The sequence below is a fragment of the Pustulibacterium marinum genome (genome assembly GCF_900116665.1).
Classification (GTDB): domain Bacteria; phylum Bacteroidota; class Bacteroidia; order Flavobacteriales; family Flavobacteriaceae; genus Pustulibacterium; species Pustulibacterium marinum.
Map to the genome: position 1 here is coordinate 113,195 of NZ_FPBK01000008.1, position 17,692 is coordinate 130,886.

Here is a 17,692-nt window from a genome sequence, read left to right on the forward strand (position 1 = left end):
ATTGAAAAAATCGCTCTACATAATCTTAGCTATCACATTAGGGATGCTGTTGCCGCAATTGCATGTTTTTACATTTCTGATTCGGTATTCATTAATGCTAATGCTGTTTTTAACATTTACAGGAATTCAGATCTCTTATAAAAATGTTGGAAGAATTCATATTCAGGTATCTATATTAATTTTGATAGCATCACTTTTTCATTATTGGTGGATAAAACAATTATTTCCAGATTTAGCGATGGTAGGTTTTATTTTAGGCGCGACTCCAACAGCTGCAGCGGCGGCAGTAGTCGCAAATATGATGAAGCTAAATGTGCCTTTTGTAACCGTATCTACAGTTTTAACAAATATTGTCGCCGTTATATTTATACCAATTCTTCTGCCCTTTTTGATTCAGAAACAATTGGAAGTTTCTCCTTTTTATATTGTATTACAAGTTTTCATCACCCTAGGAATTCCTTTACTCTTAGGGCAATTCATCACCTTAAAATTTCCGAAGATCACTGAAAAAGTAGTAAAACAGAAGCCACTTTCGTTTGCTCTTTTTATTGGAAACATGCTCGTTGCTAGTGCCAATAGCTCCAACTATATTCAGCATAACGCCAAAGCTTCTTTAGAAACTATTGCTATTATTGCCGGACTAACATGTATTGTAGGTTTTCTAAATTTTAAAATGGGAGAATGGACAGCACCAAAAGCATTACGTTACGAAAGTGGCTTGTCTACAGGAAGAAAAAATACCATGTTAGCACTTTGGTTGTGCTTAACATACATTAATCCTTTGATAGGATTAGCGCCTGTTTTCTACTTGGTTTTTCATAATATCTACAATTCTGTTCAATTATGGTTTCTGGAAAAGAAACGAAAAAACTTCACTTAGAAAACAAGCGCTTTATATGATTAATCTACATCTGAAAGTAGACGCGTAACTTCATCTAATTTTGGGGTTAGAATAACTTCAATTCTTCTATTTTTTGCTTTCCCCTCGGTAGTTTCATTTGTTGCTACAGGAGCAAACTCACTTCTACCGGCCGCAGTTAAACTTGTTGGATTGATACTTGGATTCTCCGTTAGAATCTTCACAATAGCAGTAGCTCTTTTGGTTGACAAATCCCAATTTCCACTAATTGGCCCCGAAGTTTTGTACGGATCATCATCGGTATGCCCTTCAATCAATACAGAAATATCCGGATTTTGTGCTAATACAGAGCCCAATTGTTCTACAGCTTTTCTACCTTCTGAACCTACTGCCCAACTACCAGAATTGAAAAGCAATTTATTTTCCATAGAAACATACACTTTTCCGTCGCGCTGTTCAATGGTTAAACCATTTCCTTCAAAATCTAATAAGGCTTTAGACAACGCATCTTTTAAGCTTTTCATCGCTTGATCTTTTTTGGCAATCAAACTTTCTAGCTCATCCACACGCTTAGAACGCGAGTCTAACTCATCTTTCAAAGCCGCCAAACGATCACTTTCCTTTTCCAATTGTTCTAAAAGTTCACGATTCTTTTTAGCATTTTCTGATAAGTTTTTGGCACTATTCTGTTCCAAGGCATCATAAGAAGCTTTCAAATTTGCCAAATTAGTTTCCAATGCAGCCTTTTCTTGTTTCAGCTTATTAAGTTCATCAATTGCTTCTTCATAAGAAGTTAATAATTTAGAGTTTTGATTTTCTAAATTGTTAACCATAGTTTCTAGCTCTTGTTTGCGAGATGATAAACTATCACGCTCCTCTTCAAGACTAGCATATTTATCTTCTAAATCTTTGTAAACCTTTGTAGACACACAAGAAGTTGTCATGGCTAAAATGGCAACTCCGGTAAAAACTTTTTTGATCATAGCTTGTTTAATTTACGTCTAACTCTACTAAAATTGGGCAATGGTCGCTATGTTTAGCTTCCGGTAATATAACGGCTCTTTGCAGTTTTTCTTGTAATGGCTCTGCAACCATGTTATAATCTATACGCCAACCTTTGTTGTTATTTCTAGCATTGGCGCGGTAACTCCACCAGGAATAATGGTGTGGTTCTTTATTGAAGAATCGGAAACTATCTATAAATCCGTGGTTGATAAAATTATCTATCCATTCTCTTTCTACAGGTAAAAACCCTGAAACTTTTGCATTTCGAACCGGATCGTGAATGTCTATTGCTTCATGACAAATATTGTAATCACCACAAATAACCAAGTTAGGAATATCTTGCTTCAATGCATTGATGTAGGTTTGAAAATCAGCCATGTATTTCAACTTGTGTTCTAGACGATCAATATTTGTTCCCGAAGGTAAATACAAACTCATCACAGAAAACTCATCAAAATCTACACGAAGATTTCTTCCTTCAAAATCCATATATTCGATTCCTGTTCCAAAAACTACGTTTTTAGGTTCTATTTTACTTAAAATTGCCACACCGCTATAGCCTTTTTTCTGAGCACTGTACCAATAATGATAAGGGTAGCCAGCTTCTTCAAAAACCGCCAAATCTAATTGATCTTCTTGTGCTTTGATTTCTTGCAAACAAATTACATCTGGGTTTGCCATTTGCAGCCAGTCAAGAAATCCTTTTTTTATAGCGGCTCTAATACCGTTTACATTGTAGGAGATAATCTTCATTAAGTTTACTTTTGCTTGCTAAAATAAATATTCAAAGCGTTTATCCCTTTCAAATCAACCATAAATTTTATTTTCGATACCTTTTGAAAATATTTTGTTAAGATTTCTGTTGTAAGACTGATGAAAAACCTGTTCACCTTTTTCCTTCTATTTACCGGCTGTTGGCTACAGGCGCAGGAAATTTCATCGAATTACCGAATTAAAAAAGTAGTGGTTCAGAAGGAAATTCAAATTGATTCCGTTGCTATAAACAACACCTATTTTGAAATTAGAACACTGAAAGATCAAATCATTCCAGAAAATCTTTACAACATAAATTTTCAGGAAGCGAAGCTAACGTTATCCGATAGTGTTTTGCAAAACAATACGGTAATCACTATTTATTATTTGAAGTATCCTGAATTTATTACCAAAGTATATTCAGCCATTGATCCAAGCGTTATTGTGAACAACAATGATAAACTCAATAAGCTGTATTCACTTCAGCAACAAGAAACGAAAACTACCATAGATCTTTTTGACGGATTAAATACTTCCGGAAGTATTTCTAGAGGAATTACTGTTGGTAACAATCAAAACGCCGTGGTAAATTCTCAGCTCGACTTGCAAATTTCAGGACAGTTGGCCAATGATATTACACTGAGAGCTTCTATCAAAGATGCCAACATCCCAATCCAGGAAAGTGGATATTCCCAACGGCTGGAAGAATTCGATCAAATATTTATTGAACTCGCCAGCAAAAACTGGAATATTCGCGCAGGTGATATCAACCTACAAAACTCCGAAACCTATTTTATGAACTTTACCAAAAAGGTTCAGGGAATTTTAATAGACGCCAATCTCACTCCCAACAGAGAAAGTACAACCGAAGTTTTTGCATCAGGCGCTGTGGTTCGTGGTCGATATACCAACACCAGTTTTACAGGAGAAGAAGGAAACCAAGGACCTTATAAATTAACAGGATCTAATGATGAATTGTATATTTTAATTGTTTCCGGAAGTGAGCGTGTTTATGTAAACGGAACGTTGTTAACACGAGGAGAAAACAATGATTATGTGATGGATTATTCCTCTGGCGAATTAACCTTTACCAGCAAATATCCTGTAACTTCAGATATGCGTATCAAAGTAGAATATCAATATACCGATAACAATTACACCCGCTATGTTACGTACGGCGGAGTGAAACATACTTCAGAAAAATTAAACTTAAACGGTTATGTTTATGCTGAATCTGATGCTAAAAACAGACCTGTCCAAGAAAATCTTTCCGAAGAACAAGTCGCTATTTTGCAGCAGGCAGGAGACGATACTGATTTAATGACCGCTCCTTCTGCAGTAGAAGCTACCTACGATGAAAATAGAATTCAGTATGAAAAAATCACTGAAAGCGGAACGGAATACTACGCATTTTCCACAGATGAAACCGCAAGTTTGTACAATGTAACCTTCACATTGGTTGGAGCCAATCAAGGAAATTATGTTTTGAGTACCACTTTAGCAGCCGGAAAAGTCTTTGAATATGTTGCACCCGTTGCAGGTGTTCCGCAGGGAAATTATGAACCCATAACCACCATTAACGCACCTACAAAAACTCAGGTTGCTGTATTGAATGGAGCCTACAAACCTACCGAAAAAACAAATATTCAGTTTGAAACGGCGATGAGTAACAACGATGAAAACTTGTTTTCAGAAATTGACGATCAAAACAATACGGGAGCGGCTGCCAAAATAAGTGTACAACAGCAAATACTCGCTAAAACAAATAGCCTAACAGCTTTTGCAGATGTAGATTATATCTCTGAAAATTTTCAAAGTATAGAACGTATTTACAATATTGAATTTAATAGAGATTGGAATCTTGAAACTACTCCGGAAAGCAATCAGAGTTTGGTGAAAACCGGATTAACATACCAAAATCCACAAACAGGAACTGCCCAATACCGATTTGAATATTTAGATTTTTCGGGATATTCACATGGTGGAAGACATGTGGTTACCGCAGCCTTACATCCTGATAAATTTAATTTCATAACCTCATCAAGCTATCTAAAAAGTAACGGAATTGAAAACGAATCGACATTTGCCAGAAGCTACAACACCATTTCCTACAGTTTTCCGAAAAATTGGATTGGAGCGCAGCTCAATTTTGAAAACAATCAACAAACCGAGCAGGAAACACAAACATTGACCGATGTTTCCCAGCGTTTTCAGGAATATAAAATCTTTACAGGAATTGGCGATAGCACCAATGTTTTCGCCGAAGTTGGCTATAAATTTCGGGTAAACGATAGTATTCGATCTAATGAGTTAACAAAATTCAACACCAGTAATACATATTACATCAATTCTCAATTAATTCAGAATCAAAATACACAATTGGGTGCTTTCGTAAGTTTTAGAAATTTTGATTATGAAGATGAAGATACCGAGGACGAAAATTCATTAAACTCAAGAATTATCTACAGTCAACGTCTTTGGAAAGGTTTAGCGCAATGGAACACCACGTACGAAACCAATGCCGGAACTATCGCTATGCAAGAATTTGCCTATGTAGAAGTGGATGCCGGGCAAGGAACCTACACTTGGAATGATTATAACGAAAATGGAATTCAGGAATTGGATGAATTTGAAGTTGCGCAATATCAAGATCAGGCAACATACGTTCGGGTATTGTTGGCCAACCAAATTTATCAGAAGACCCATCAAAATAAATTTAGCCAAACCTTATCGTTAAATCCGGGAATTTGGCAACAAGACACATCAAAATTGAAAGATGTTTTGCGCCATTTTTACAATCAAACTTCTTTTTTGATAGATCGAAAAATTACTCGAGAAGGCAGTAATTTCAATTTAAATCCATTTGGAGGAACTCCAGATGATGAAGTATTAGGTTTAAATCAATCTATTCAAAATACATTTTTCTTTAACCGAGGAAAGCAACATTTTACCACATCGTACACGTTTGTAAATACCAAAGCAAAAACACTTTTGGCTATTGGATCGCAAGAAAGTGGTGTGAAAAGTCATCAATTAAAATTTGCGCATCGCTTTAATGACTTTTGGTTAATGAATTTTGACGGAAATACTTCAGAAACCACCAGCGCTTCTGAGAATTATGAAAGCAGAAATTACGATATAGATTCGTATGCTTTTAATCCAAAAATCAGTTATTTATTCAATTTGAACAGTAAGTTTGATCTCTTTTATCAGTTCGAAAACAAGCAAAATCAAATTGGAGAAGGCAGTTTACAGCAACACAATATTGGAGCATCTTTTAGCTATGCGAATATGCAAAAAGTTTCATTGAACGGAGAGTTCAACTATTTTAAAAATAATTTTGAAGGAAATGCATATTCTCCGGTTGGCTATCAAATTTTGGAAGGATTACAAACCGGAAACAACTTTACATGGACACTCATTGCGCAAAAGCAACTCACCAAGTTTCTAGATTTAAATGTGTCTTACTTCGGAAGAAAATCGGAAGACTCAAAAACAATTCACACCGGAACGGTACAATTAAAAGCCTATTTTTAACTCTGTAGAATTTCTACAATTTCATTCAACCCTTGCAATTTTGCTTGCGTCTCTGCGGTATTTCCACGTACATCTTGAATAGTTTTATCAGCATTATTGTTGAGCAAAAGCATGAGAATTTCTTTGTTATTGAAAGTAGCCGCATAAACAAGTGCTGTTGCTCCGTTAGAATTGGTTTCGTTAACGTTAGCTCCCTTATCAATTAAGTAAGCAACCACATCTTTGTAGCCCTTGAAGCAAGCTCCCATCATGGCCGTGTTACCAGAAGCATCTTTTGCATCAACATCTGCTCCATTTTCCACAAGCACTTTTACCACTCCAAGTTGGTCGTAGTACGCTGCTAAAATAAGTGGAGTAGAACCACGCTGATCTCTAACGTTTACCAACTCTGGTTGTACATCAACCAAATTGGCTACTTTTTCAACATCGCCATTTCTTATGGCATTAAAATATTTATCAATTAAGGTATTTTCCATAGCAATTTTTTAAAAAGATAATCCCGGCAATCAATATAATTTCTTAGAGGTATGACACCAGACCATGTTTCAGATTTGAAATTTCACTGGGAGGAGAAAAATCAAATGATCAAATTATTGAAATACCGGGATTGTTCTTAATACAATTTATATTATAGTCCCAAAGCTTTTCTTACTCCAGCGCCATATGCAGGATCTGCAGCATCAAAATGCTTTAATTGACGCTCTACAATTTCTGAAGGTACGCCTTCCATAGCTTCAGCTATATTAGAGAACAAACGTGCCTTTTGCTCGTCATTAAACATTCTAAACAAATCACCTGGTTGTTTAAAATCCCCTACTTCATCTTGATCTTCGTAACGTTGAATATCTCCTGAGATTTTCATTGGCGGCTCTTTAGCTTCCGGCACTTCTACAGGTCCACCAAAAGAGTTTGGCTCGTAATACGCATCAGGATTTCCGGAATTGTTATCAAAGAAACGCATAGAACCATCTTTATGATAATGATTCACTTCCGTTTTTGGCGTGTTTGCAGGTAGCGCTTCATAATGCGTACCTAAACGGTAACGGTGTGCATCTGCGTAAGAGAAAATTCTTGACTGAAGAACCTTATCTGGTGACCAACTAATGCCAGGTACTACATTGGAAGGTGAAAAGGCTGCATTTTCAATATACTGAAAATAATTATCTGGGTTTTTGTTCAATTCCATTTCTCCAACTTCAATAAGCGGATAATCGGCATGCGGCCATACTCTTGTGAGGTCAAAGGGGTTGTAAGGCGTTTTTGTAGCATCTTCTTCCGGCATAATTTGAACCATCAATTTCCATTTTGGAAATTTACCTTCTTCTATAGATCCAAACAATTGCTCTTGATAAGATTCACGAGTTTCTCCAACTACTTTTTTAGCTTCTTCATTGGTTAAAAACTCATGACCTTGTTGTGTTTTGAAATGAAATTTCACCCAGTAGCGCTCGCCTTCATTATTCCAAAAAGAGAACGTATGCGATCCGTAACCATTCATGTGCATTGGTGATTTTGGCAATCCTCTATCAGACATTAAGATGGTAACCTGATGTAAGCTTTCAGGAACTGATGACCAAAAATCCCACATGGCAGTAGCAGATCGCAAATTGGTTCTAGGGTGTCTTTTTTGTGTTCTAATGAAATCTGGAAATTTATATCCGTCTTTAATAAAAAATACTGGAGTGTTATTTCCTACTAAATCCCAATTTCCTTCTTCGGTGTAAAATTTTAATGCAAAACCACGTACATCGCGCTCTGCATCGGCAGCTCCCATTTCACCGGCAACTGTTGAAAAACGCGCTAACATTTCTGTTTTCTTTCCTACTTCAGAAAATATTTTAGCACATGTATATTTTGAAATATCATTGGTAATGGTCAATGTCCCAAAAGCGCCCCAACCTTTAGCGTGAACAACACGCTCTGGGATTCGCTCTCTATTTTGGTGAGCAAGTTTTTCTAATAATTGGTAATCCTGCAAAAGTACAGGACCTCTGTCTCCTGCTGTTAAAGATTTCTGATTACTTGGTACCGGTGCACCGGCGGTGGTAGTCAATTTTTTCGAACTCATGGCGTTTAAATTTTGTTTTTCAAATATACCATAAGATAATGCTATAAAATCTCACACACCAATAATTATATTCTATTTAACAATAACTACACCTTATAAAATTAAAAACCCTTCATAAAAGAAGGGTTTAAATTATACTTTTCACATTATTTTAAGGCTTTACAACCTTTTCCAAAACTTCTGCTTTCTTTTCATCTTTATTCAAAATGATTTTCAAGATGATATAGCCTATAACACAGGCGATAAAAGAACCTCCAAGAATACCAATTTTTGCAGAGCTTAATGCTGCCGGATCTGTAAAAGCCAAATTAGCTATAAACAGTGACATGGTGAAACCTAATCCACCTAAAAAACCTGCGCCAATGATATGCTTGAATTTCACTCCTTTTGGTAATTTGGCAATTCCTGTTTTTACAGAAAGCCATGACGCTAGAGAAATACCAACCGATTTACCAACGATTAACGCAACAGCAATATGTATCATCAATGGAACATCCAATTCAGCATCTGAACTAAAATTAACTCCGGCATTTGCAAATGCAAATACTGGCATAATAAAAAATGTTACCCAAGGATGAAGATCATTTTCAATTTTCTGTAATGGCGAATTGATCATTTCCGAAGCCTTTTTGATGTCTTTCGCCGCATGTACTTGTTCCTTTTTTAAAATATGATGCTTACTAACGTGTTCTTTTTCTTGTACAAAACTCTGAACCGAATTTTTAATATTATCGAAAAAATTGTCTAACGTGGTTCTTCTGGTTGCCGGAATGGTAAATGCTAATAATACACCCGCAATGGTTGGATGAATCCCAGATTTAAGGAAAAATATCCAAACGACCACACTCAGCGGAAAGAAGATATATCTTGAAAAATAATTTTTAACTCCAAGAAAAGCCATAAAACCTAAAATAATTCCTGCATACAAAAGCAAATCCCATTGAATATCTCCACCGTAAAAAATAGCGATGACAATGACTGCAGCAAGATCATCTACAATAGCAAATGCAGTTAAAAACACTTTTAATCCTAATGGCACGCGTTTACCAAAAAGCTGCAAAATACCTAAAGAAAAAGCAATGTCTGTGGCCATGGGAACTCCCCAACCCTTCGCCGTTTCGGCATCAGAATTTAAAACAACATAAATGATAATTGGTATAACAACTCCACCTAAAGCTGCTATTACAGGTAGCGATGCTTTTTGGATGGTGGTAAGTTCACCGTCAAGAATTTCTCGTTTAATTTCTAGCCCAACGTGAAAAAAGAAAATAGCCATTAATCCATCATTAATCCATAGATAAAATGGCTCTGTAAGTTCTATTCCTTTTTCTAGAAATCCAAAAGTGAACTCACTATTTAAAAATTCAGTATAAATTTCACTCCAAGGGGAATTGGCAATTATTAGCGCTAACGCTGTAGCAAATAGCAATAGAAAACTACCCGCATTGGAAGATTTCATGAAGCTATCTACCGGCTTAAGTATTTTACTCATTATAAACTTTTGTTTGCTACTAATTTACAAAAGACAAAAGCTAGGACGACATGATTAACATCATTTTTAGATTAAGTCTTTTTTATATGCTAAAATATCTCCGGGCTCACATTCGAGCACTTCGCAAATAGCTTCTAAAGTAGAAAAACGAATGGCTTTTGCCTTTCCTGTCTTCAAAATAGAAAGGTTGGTAACGGTAATTCCAATAGCTTCTGCCAACTCTATACTCTTCATTTTTCGCTTGGCAAGCATCACATCTAAATTAACTTCTATGGGCATTTCTAAATAGTTAAATCGTTTTCTTCTTTTAGCTGGTTAGCTCTCTTCATAAAATCTGATTGGATCATTAGGAATAAGCCGAAGATAATTAGAATAAATACAAACATTGTATCTTCAGACACTGCTAAGGAAGTGGTTGACTTGAAAATTGTAAAAAACATCCAAGTAAGTGCTGAAGCCACCCACAACAATCCTCCGCATAATAAAATTGCGAAACCAGCTTTCTTTAAGTAAGATTCTAATTCATTTTTAAAAATATTCTTAGAATTCATAAAACGAGAAGCTTTTCTGAGAAATAGAATTCCTCTGAAAAAAAACATATAAGCTATGGTATTCATAATAATTACTCCCCAAGTAAACCAAGGTACACCTTCTAGACCTTTGTAATTATCTCCATTCACTTTGAGCTCTAACGCATTGAAAGGTGATACGATAATCAAAATAAAACAAATCAAAGAAGTAAATATTAAAAATACATCTAGTACATCCTTAAATAATTTGGTTTTCATGGTAGCATTCTTTTTAGTTTAATAATTTGATTTACCACTCTAGACTTATCTCAATAATAAAAATGCTTCTCTTGTAAGCAAAAAAGAAAAATATCTAAAACGGTACATTCAATGTGCTATTCTTTTTTTTTTTATGTTCATTAATTTGAACAGTTCAATATTAAAAAATATTATCGAAAAACAATAATTTTTAATTGATTAAAAATAAATTTTAACTTTTTACGGCAACGTTATTCAATTAATACCGAAATCCATATCCCCAAAAATTTATCATTATGTATTTTAGCCCCCTAAAATTTATAAGAATCCGAAAAGGTTTTCTTTTTTAAGGAAACTCAAAGAATCTAACTAATGAAAAAATATACTTTCTGTTTAGGAATGGCAATCTTCTCAGTATTTCTGGGAACTGCTCAAGACGAAAACAACATCAAGGAAAATCAGGAACAATTGGATGAAGTAGTTGTTTCATCATCACGAATTGATTTACCATTTCCTGAAAATTCAAGAACCATTACGGTTATTACTTCAGAAGACATTAAAAAAAGTGGCGCAACCACTGTAGTAGGCGTTTTGCAACAAATTGCCGGAGTGGATATTCGTAGAAGAGGTTTAAGCGGATCGCAAGCAGATTTGTATATCCGCGGCGGTAGTTTTGATCAAACTCTTTTGTTGATCGATGGTATTAAGGTGGAAGATGTGCAAACGGGACATCATACGTTAAACCTTGCGTTACCTATTGATGTTATAGAACGAATTGAAATTATAAAAGGGCCTGCAGCCCGTGTATTCGGTCAAAATGCTTTTACAGGAGCTGTGAATATTGTTACCAAAAAGAATCCTGAAAATATGGTGAAAGCCAAAGTAGAAACGGGTTCTTTCCATCAAAAAAATGCTGAAGTAACTGTTGGAAGTAATTTGGAAAGTTCTTCGCATATCATCAATTATACGAGACAAACATCTGAAGGTTACAGGCATAACACCGATTATGACAATCAAACGTATTTTCTAAAAAGTACATTCAATAAAAAACACACCCCAATTAATGTGTTAGCCACGTTGGCTGAACGCAAATTTGGAGCGAATGGCTTTTATGCTACTCCAACTGCAACTGAACAATACGAAGAAACACAAGCAAGTTTGGTGGGTATTTCTTCCATTATTGAAAAAGGAAACTTAACCTTTAAACCAAGAGCTTACTGGAGACGTAACCAAGACATGTATTTGTACACCAGAAGTAATCCTGATGGATACAGAAATATGCACATCACCAATAAAGTTGGAGCAGAAGTAAATGCATCGTACAAATCTAAACTTGGGGTAACCGGTTTTGGTGTGGATGTAGCTCAGATATACATTTCCAGTAACAATTTGGGCGAGTACAATAGATTTATGACCAATGTATTTTTGGAACATCAATTTAATCTCCTCAATGAAAAATTAGACATTACACCTGGTGTTGCTGTAAATTATTTTTCTGATTTTAAATTTCATGCATTTCCGGGAATTGATCTTGGTTACCAAGTTTCCGATGCTTTTAAAGCCTATGCAAATGTGGGTTACACGTACCGAGTACCCACGTATACTGATTTGTATTACACCTCTGGAACCACAATGGGAAATGCAAACTTAGATACAGAAGAAGCCTTTTCTCAAGAAGTTGGTTTAAAGTTTTTTGGAGAACATTTGAATGCATCCGTTGCCGTTTTTAATAGAAGTGCACAACATTTGATTGATTACGTAAAGGAGAATGAAGCAGATCTTTGGCAAGCACAAAACATAAGAGATGTAGATACAAAAGGAATAGAAACAGAAGTATCATATGCATTTAAAGTCAATGATTATGCACAACAGATGAAAATTGGGTATATGTATTTGAATGATGATGTAAAAAACCTGTCACTAGATTATTCGCAATATTCCATAAACTCTATGAAACATCACTTTACAGGAACGTACAGTGCACAATTCATCAAAAATTTAACGCACAGTATCATTTATAAATACGTAGAAAGAACCTCTGGTCAATCTTATAATTTGGTAGATGCTTCAGCCACGTATACTTTGAATGCTATTGAGTTCTCTGTAATTGCCAATAATATATTTAATACAGCATATACCGAGACCAATTTGGTGCCAATGCCAAAAGGGAATGTACTATTTGGGTTTACATACAACTTCAAATAATTCGCCTTACATACTAGAAATCTCTCTGATTATTTGATAATCAGGGAGATTTCTATTTTTTATCGTATTTTTAAAAGCAATGCTACCGCTAGTTAAAAATACCATCCAATTATTCTTTCCTGAAATCTGTTCAGGATGTGATGCTCCGTTAGCCACCAACGAACAACTGATCTGTACCAAATGTAGACATCAATTAGCTCCCACAGATTTTCATTTAGACCCTGAAAATATAGCAGTAAAGAACTTCTACGGGATTTGCAATTTAGAACATGCTAGTGCCATGTTACTTTTCAGGAAAGCAGATATTGTGCAACATTTGATTCACAATCTTAAATACAAAGGAAAGGAAGATTTGGGCATTTACTTGGGTAAATGGTATGGTTCCATACTCAAAGAAAGTCCATTTTACCAACAAATAGATTGCGTAATTCCTGTTCCGCTTCACCCAAGAAAACTAAAGAAAAGAGGATACAATCAAGTAAGTGGTTTTGGCAAAGAAATTGCAAAGGCTTTACAGACTAATTTTGAAGAAGATATTTTACTAAGAGTTAAGTATACCCAAACGCAAACTTTTAAAAATAAATGGTTGCGGCAATACCGAAAAGAAATTTTCAAAAAAAATACTGAACATAACATAGAAGGGAAGCACATTCTTTTGGTAGACGATGTGATTACCACCGGAGCAACCATTGAAAATTGTGTAAAAGCCTTGCAGAAAGATATAAATGTAAAGGTTTCGGTAGTATCAATTGCCTTCACAGTTTGATTTCAGAATTCATAAATTAGTTGTTATTTTGCAATCTATTGATATCTTGGAATGAGACACTTTTTAATAAGAACACTACTCGCTGTTTTTTTGATTTTAATATTAGCCGATTGTGCTAAAAGAGGAACTCCATCGGGAGGTCCCGAAGATGAAGACCCACCGGTACTTTTGTCTGCTGAACCAAAGCAGGAAACCACCAATTTCAAATCAAAACATATTCGACTTACTTTTGATGAATACATTAAGCTTAATGATCTTCAAAAGCAATTGATTGTTTCACCTCCAATGGATCCTGCTCCAACCATTACGCCTCAAGGAAGTGCTTCTAAATATCTTGATATAGAAATTACAGATACGCTACAACCCAATACAACCTACGTGATCAACTTTGGGCAAAGTGTTCAAGACAATCATGAAGGAAATCCATATCCTTTTTTCAAATACATTTTTTCAACCGGAGATTATATAGACACGCTGAAAGTTGAAGGTCGTATTCGCGACGCTTATAACAAAGAAGCTGCCCCCTATGTAAATGTAATGCTTTACGACTACAACGAAGAGTTTAATGATTCTACTATTTACAACGTAAAACCTACTTATATTACCAATACATTGGATAGTACTACCGCTTTTGAAATTACCAATGTAAAACCTGGAAAGTATAAGCTCATTGCTTTAAAAGAGGAGAGTCCTAATTATATGTACAACAGACAAACCGATAAGTTGGCTTTTTATGAAGATGTAATTACAGTTCCTACAGATACCACTTATGAATTAAGTCTGTTCAAAGAAGTTTTGAATTACCGTGCAACAAAACCAGCCTTAGTAGCAAAAAATCGTATAGTTTTTGGATATGAAGGCGATAGTACCGGAATGAAAATAAACTTACTTTCGGACAAACCAGACGACTTTACATCTAGAATTATACCTGATAAAGAAATTGACACACTTCACTATTGGTTTACACCTTTTGAGGCAGATTCATTGATTTTCACCGTAGCAAAAAATGAACAGTTTATAGATACATTTACAGTAAGGATTAAAGAACTTTACAACGATTCTCTGAAAGTAACTCCTAACTTTAAAGGAGCTATTCCTCCCAACAAGAGGTTTAAAATTGCAGCCAATACACCTTTATCAACAGTGAATAATGATTCCATTAAATTGATAAATCAAGATTCAGTTGCTGTACCTTTTAGCACATCTTTAGATAAATATTTAAACGAAGTTACGTTTGACTTTGAAACCAAAGAAAACCAGCGTTATATTTTGCAACTACTCCCGGGAACGGTAAAGGATATGTTTGAAAAAACAAATGACACGCTTCAGTATAGTTTCAAACAAAAAAAATATACTGACTACGGAACTATTATAGTGAAATTACAAGGCGTAAAAAGTTTTCCAATCATCGTTCAGTTAACTGACAAAAATGGAAATGTAAAAGAAGAACAATTTGCAGCCACGGAAGAAAACACCTTCTATTTTTCAAGCATAGAACCATCAACCTATTTCCTTAGAGTGATCTATGACACCAACGGAAACAAGAAATGGGATACAGGAGATTACTTTGAAAAGATACAACCGGAACGTATGTTCTACTATCCAGAATCTATAGAATTACGTGCAAACTGGGAGTTTGAACAGCAGTTTATTCTTAACTAAATATGTATGGAAAAATCATCTTGGTCATCAAGAAATTTAAAGTGATTTCGTGAAGCTTCTAAGGTTGATTTTTCTAACGTATACATCAGTATTTCTTCTTTTTCTGAAAAGATAAGCTGTTCACCTAGCTCATTGTAAATAGCCGAATGACCATTGTATGGAATTTGATTTCCATCTTTTCCAACTCTGTTCACTCCTACTACATAGCTCATATTTTCTATGGCTCTTGCCTTGAGTAGAGCGTCCCAAGCTTGGATTCTTTTCTGAGGCCAATTGGCTACGTATAACAAAACATCGTATTCTTTTGTATTCCGAGCCCACACCGGAAAGCGAAGATCGTAACAAATTAACGGACAAATTTTCCAGCCTTTATAGTCTAAAAGAAGAAGCTCTTCTCCTTTCTGATAGACTTTGTGTTCACCAGCCAATGTAAACGTATGTCGCTTGTTATAAGAAGAAACTTCACCACTAGGCAAAACCCACACAAATCTATTATAATAGTTTTCTTCTTCGTTAATAATTAGACTTCCACAAATAACGGATTGCTTTTCTCTAGCCAAGTTCTTCATCCAAGCTACTGAAACCCCTTCCATGCTTTCTGCAAATTGCTTGGCATTCATCGTAAAACCCGTTGTAAACATTTCAGGCAAAACATAAACATCTGCCTTCTCTGCATTGCTGATCTTCGCATACAAATTTTCCAAATTCTTTTGAGGAGCTTCCCAAATCAAATCAGTTTGTACAATCGCTATTTTCAGGGAATTCATCATACAATTTGCATTTTTTTCAATAGGAAAGAAGCATTCATATTCTGACAAATTCCTTTTTTGAAGCGGTAGTCAAAATGTAATTCATCATCAATTATTTCAGCATCAAAATAATAGTTTTTCACTTCCTGAAGATTTTGCTCCATCTCACACAAACTAAGATCGTGCGTAGCAATGATTCCAGTTGCATGAGAAGCTACTAATTTCTCCACAAACTTTTTAGATCCAATTGCCTTATCGGTACTATTGGTTCCTTTCAATATCTCATCTAAAATGATAAAATAAGTATCTGTTTGCAACGCATCAACAATGTATTTAAGGCGAGTAAGCTCTGCAAAGAAATACGAACTATCATCTGTAAGTGAATCGCTTGTTCGCATACTTGTTATAAGCTTAATTGGCTTGTATTTACTGCTTTTTGCACAAACAGGAAGTCCAACGTTCGCCATGACAATATGAAGCGAAACAGTCCGTAAAAAAGTACTTTTCCCAGCCATGTTTGCACCCGTGATAATAAAGAATTGTTGCTCATCCATATCAATGGAATTATCAACACGTTTTTCAGTTTTGAGCAAAGGATGTCCCAATTCTTCTGCTTGAATACAGCCACCGGAACTTACTAACTGCGGATACACATAATCGGCATGATTGAAGCTAAAATTCCCCAATGAATTATATGCATCAAACCATGCAATTACCTCAAACCAATGATGTACTTTTTCTTTGTTTTCAGTAATCCACTCTTCAATACGTCGGCTATTTTTTAAGTCCATTAAAAAGAATCCATTCCCGGCTAATGCTCCAACAAGATTACTACGATTGTCAAGCGAATCCAGTGCTTTTGAAAACTCTTTGAATAACTCAGATGCCTTCTTAGTTTCTGAACCAATTTTCTTTTGCTGTGCTTTAAGCACGCTTGTTTGAAAAGTTTCATTTTCAATATAAGCCAAAAGATGTGCATATTGCCTGAAAACTTCTTTTGCCTTATCTGTTTTTTCTGAAAGTTCATTTACTTTTTTGACAAACCGCCCAACTATTAATAAACCGAAAAACATCCAATAACCAACATAAGAACTAGGAAGAACATCAAGCATAGCTAAGATGGCCAACGTAGAGGAAATGACTCCAAAACCAATAGAAATAGCTTTAAAATATGATTTGGTAAACGGTTGATAGTTTTTGATCCAATCTTCTATTTGCTGAATAGGCGTCTCTATTTCAATCAGCGAAGCCGCGGCTGTATAGCGCTGTCTAAAGTCGGGTTTATCGGCTAATTCCTGAATGGTTTCCTGCTTTTCGGTAATCCCTTCAATATTGTTGGCAGTAAGTAGCGAAACTAGTTTTAAGGTTCCTTCTCTAAGCGATGTTCGGTTCATAAACTGAAAGAACGAACCTAGTCCAAATAAATCGATATCCAGGCTAAAAAAGTGTTTCGGATCTTTAAATTCCTCTCCGGTAGGTTCATTTTGAAATACTCCATTTGCAATGCTTATTTCTTTTTCATTCAATGCTAATACCGCTTCCAAAAATTTCTTTCGTTCTTTAATATCTGCATAACGCGCAACCAGCTTCAACAAAATCCCTAGACCTAGAACCACAGCAAGTATAAGCCACTTCCATTCTCCCCATAAAAAATATACGGCCGCGGCAGTAATTAAAAAAACTACCAACCGAATAATACTGAGACGGGATAGTTTTTTGTTCACGGCTTGAATCTCGTCTGTATATTTTGCTATATTATCTTGATAGTACGTTTCGCTTTGTTTCATAGTGTATAAATAACGCTGAAAAATACTAAAATCCGTCACGTT

At 35.3% G+C, this 17,692-nt stretch carries 14 protein-coding genes; 5 read left to right on the plus strand and 9 right to left on the minus strand.

Annotation, left to right across the window (positions count from 1 at the left end; all coding sequences use genetic code 11):
- Position 1: 1 nt before the first annotated feature.
- Positions 2 to 880 (plus strand): hypothetical protein, encoded by an 879-nt coding sequence (locus tag BM383_RS11680; RefSeq protein ID WP_143106413.1) that lies wholly within the window; start codon positions 2 to 4, stop codon positions 878 to 880.
- A 20-nt stretch (positions 881 to 900) separates the two neighbouring features.
- Here the strand turns inward: BM383_RS11680 and BM383_RS11685 are convergent, their stop codons facing one another.
- Entirely contained in the window at positions 901 to 1,842 is a 942-nt protein-coding gene (locus BM383_RS11685) for an OmpA family protein (RefSeq protein ID WP_093025320.1), read from the minus strand.
- 7 nt (positions 1,843 to 1,849) lie between these two features.
- Positions 1,850 to 2,617, minus strand: a complete 768-nt coding sequence (locus tag BM383_RS11690) for an exodeoxyribonuclease III (RefSeq protein ID WP_093025321.1) — start codon at positions 2,615 to 2,617, stop codon at positions 1,850 to 1,852.
- A gap of 120 nt (positions 2,618 to 2,737) precedes the next feature.
- On the opposite strand from BM383_RS11690, the gene BM383_RS11695 reads away from it, so the two are divergent.
- Entirely contained in the window at positions 2,738 to 6,154 is a 3,417-nt protein-coding gene (locus BM383_RS11695) for a hypothetical protein (protein ID WP_093025322.1), read from the plus strand.
- Here the strand turns inward: BM383_RS11695 and BM383_RS11700 are convergent.
- The 5 genes from BM383_RS11700 to BM383_RS11720 form a co-directional block, all read right to left on the minus strand.
- Positions 6,151 to 6,630 carry an ankyrin repeat domain-containing protein gene (locus tag BM383_RS11700; protein ID WP_093025323.1) on the minus strand — a complete coding sequence of 160 codons (480 nt, stop codon included), beginning with the start codon at positions 6,628 to 6,630 and terminating at the stop codon, positions 6,151 to 6,153. The two genes, BM383_RS11695 and BM383_RS11700, sit on opposite strands and share 4 nt — an antisense overlap.
- Positions 6,631 to 6,782: 152 nt before the next feature.
- The gene (locus BM383_RS11705) at positions 6,783 to 8,222 is read right to left on the minus strand and encodes a catalase (RefSeq protein ID WP_093025324.1); all 1,440 of its coding nucleotides are present in this window, start codon (positions 8,220 to 8,222) and stop codon (positions 6,783 to 6,785) included.
- 151 nt (positions 8,223 to 8,373) lie between these two features.
- A complete protein-coding gene (nhaA, locus tag BM383_RS11710; RefSeq protein WP_093025325.1) occupies positions 8,374 to 9,714 on the minus strand; it encodes a Na+/H+ antiporter NhaA in 1,341 nt (446 codons plus the stop codon).
- A gap of 66 nt (positions 9,715 to 9,780) precedes the next feature.
- The gene (locus tag BM383_RS11715; RefSeq protein ID WP_093025326.1) at positions 9,781 to 9,993 is read right to left on the minus strand and encodes a helix-turn-helix domain-containing protein; all 213 of its coding nucleotides are present in this window, start codon (positions 9,991 to 9,993) and stop codon (positions 9,781 to 9,783) included.
- A 2-nt stretch (positions 9,994 to 9,995) separates the two neighbouring features.
- A complete protein-coding gene (locus tag BM383_RS11720; protein WP_093025327.1) occupies positions 9,996 to 10,502 on the minus strand; it encodes a DUF2975 domain-containing protein in 507 nt (168 codons plus the stop codon).
- A gap of 351 nt (positions 10,503 to 10,853) precedes the next feature.
- On the opposite strand from BM383_RS11720, the gene BM383_RS11725 reads away from it, so the two are divergent.
- The 3 genes from BM383_RS11725 to BM383_RS11735 all read left to right on the plus strand — a co-directional run bounded on the left by BM383_RS11725 (position 10,854) and on the right by BM383_RS11735 (position 15,114).
- Positions 10,854 to 12,686 (plus strand): TonB-dependent receptor plug domain-containing protein, encoded by a 1,833-nt coding sequence (locus tag BM383_RS11725; protein WP_093025328.1) that lies wholly within the window; start codon positions 10,854 to 10,856, stop codon positions 12,684 to 12,686.
- A 79-nt stretch (positions 12,687 to 12,765) separates the two neighbouring features.
- The gene (locus BM383_RS11730) at positions 12,766 to 13,452 is read left to right on the plus strand and encodes a ComF family protein (RefSeq protein WP_093025329.1); all 687 of its coding nucleotides are present in this window, start codon (positions 12,766 to 12,768) and stop codon (positions 13,450 to 13,452) included.
- A gap of 90 nt (positions 13,453 to 13,542) precedes the next feature.
- Complete coding sequence (locus BM383_RS11735; RefSeq protein WP_245766577.1) at positions 13,543 to 15,114, plus strand: Ig-like domain-containing domain; 1,572 nt, start codon at positions 13,543 to 13,545, stop codon at positions 15,112 to 15,114.
- Here the strand turns inward: BM383_RS11735 and BM383_RS11740 are convergent.
- A complete protein-coding gene (locus tag BM383_RS11740) occupies positions 15,111 to 15,884 on the minus strand; it encodes an amidohydrolase (protein WP_093025375.1) in 774 nt (257 codons plus the stop codon). The genes BM383_RS11735 and BM383_RS11740 overlap by 4 nt on opposite strands.
- Positions 15,881 to 17,650: a MutS-related protein gene (locus BM383_RS11745; RefSeq protein WP_093025331.1), complete on the minus strand. Its 1,770-nt coding sequence runs from the start codon at positions 17,648 to 17,650 to the stop codon at positions 15,881 to 15,883. Before BM383_RS11745 ends, BM383_RS11740 begins: the two co-directional genes overlap by 4 nt.
- Positions 17,651 to 17,692 lie beyond the last annotated feature (42 nt).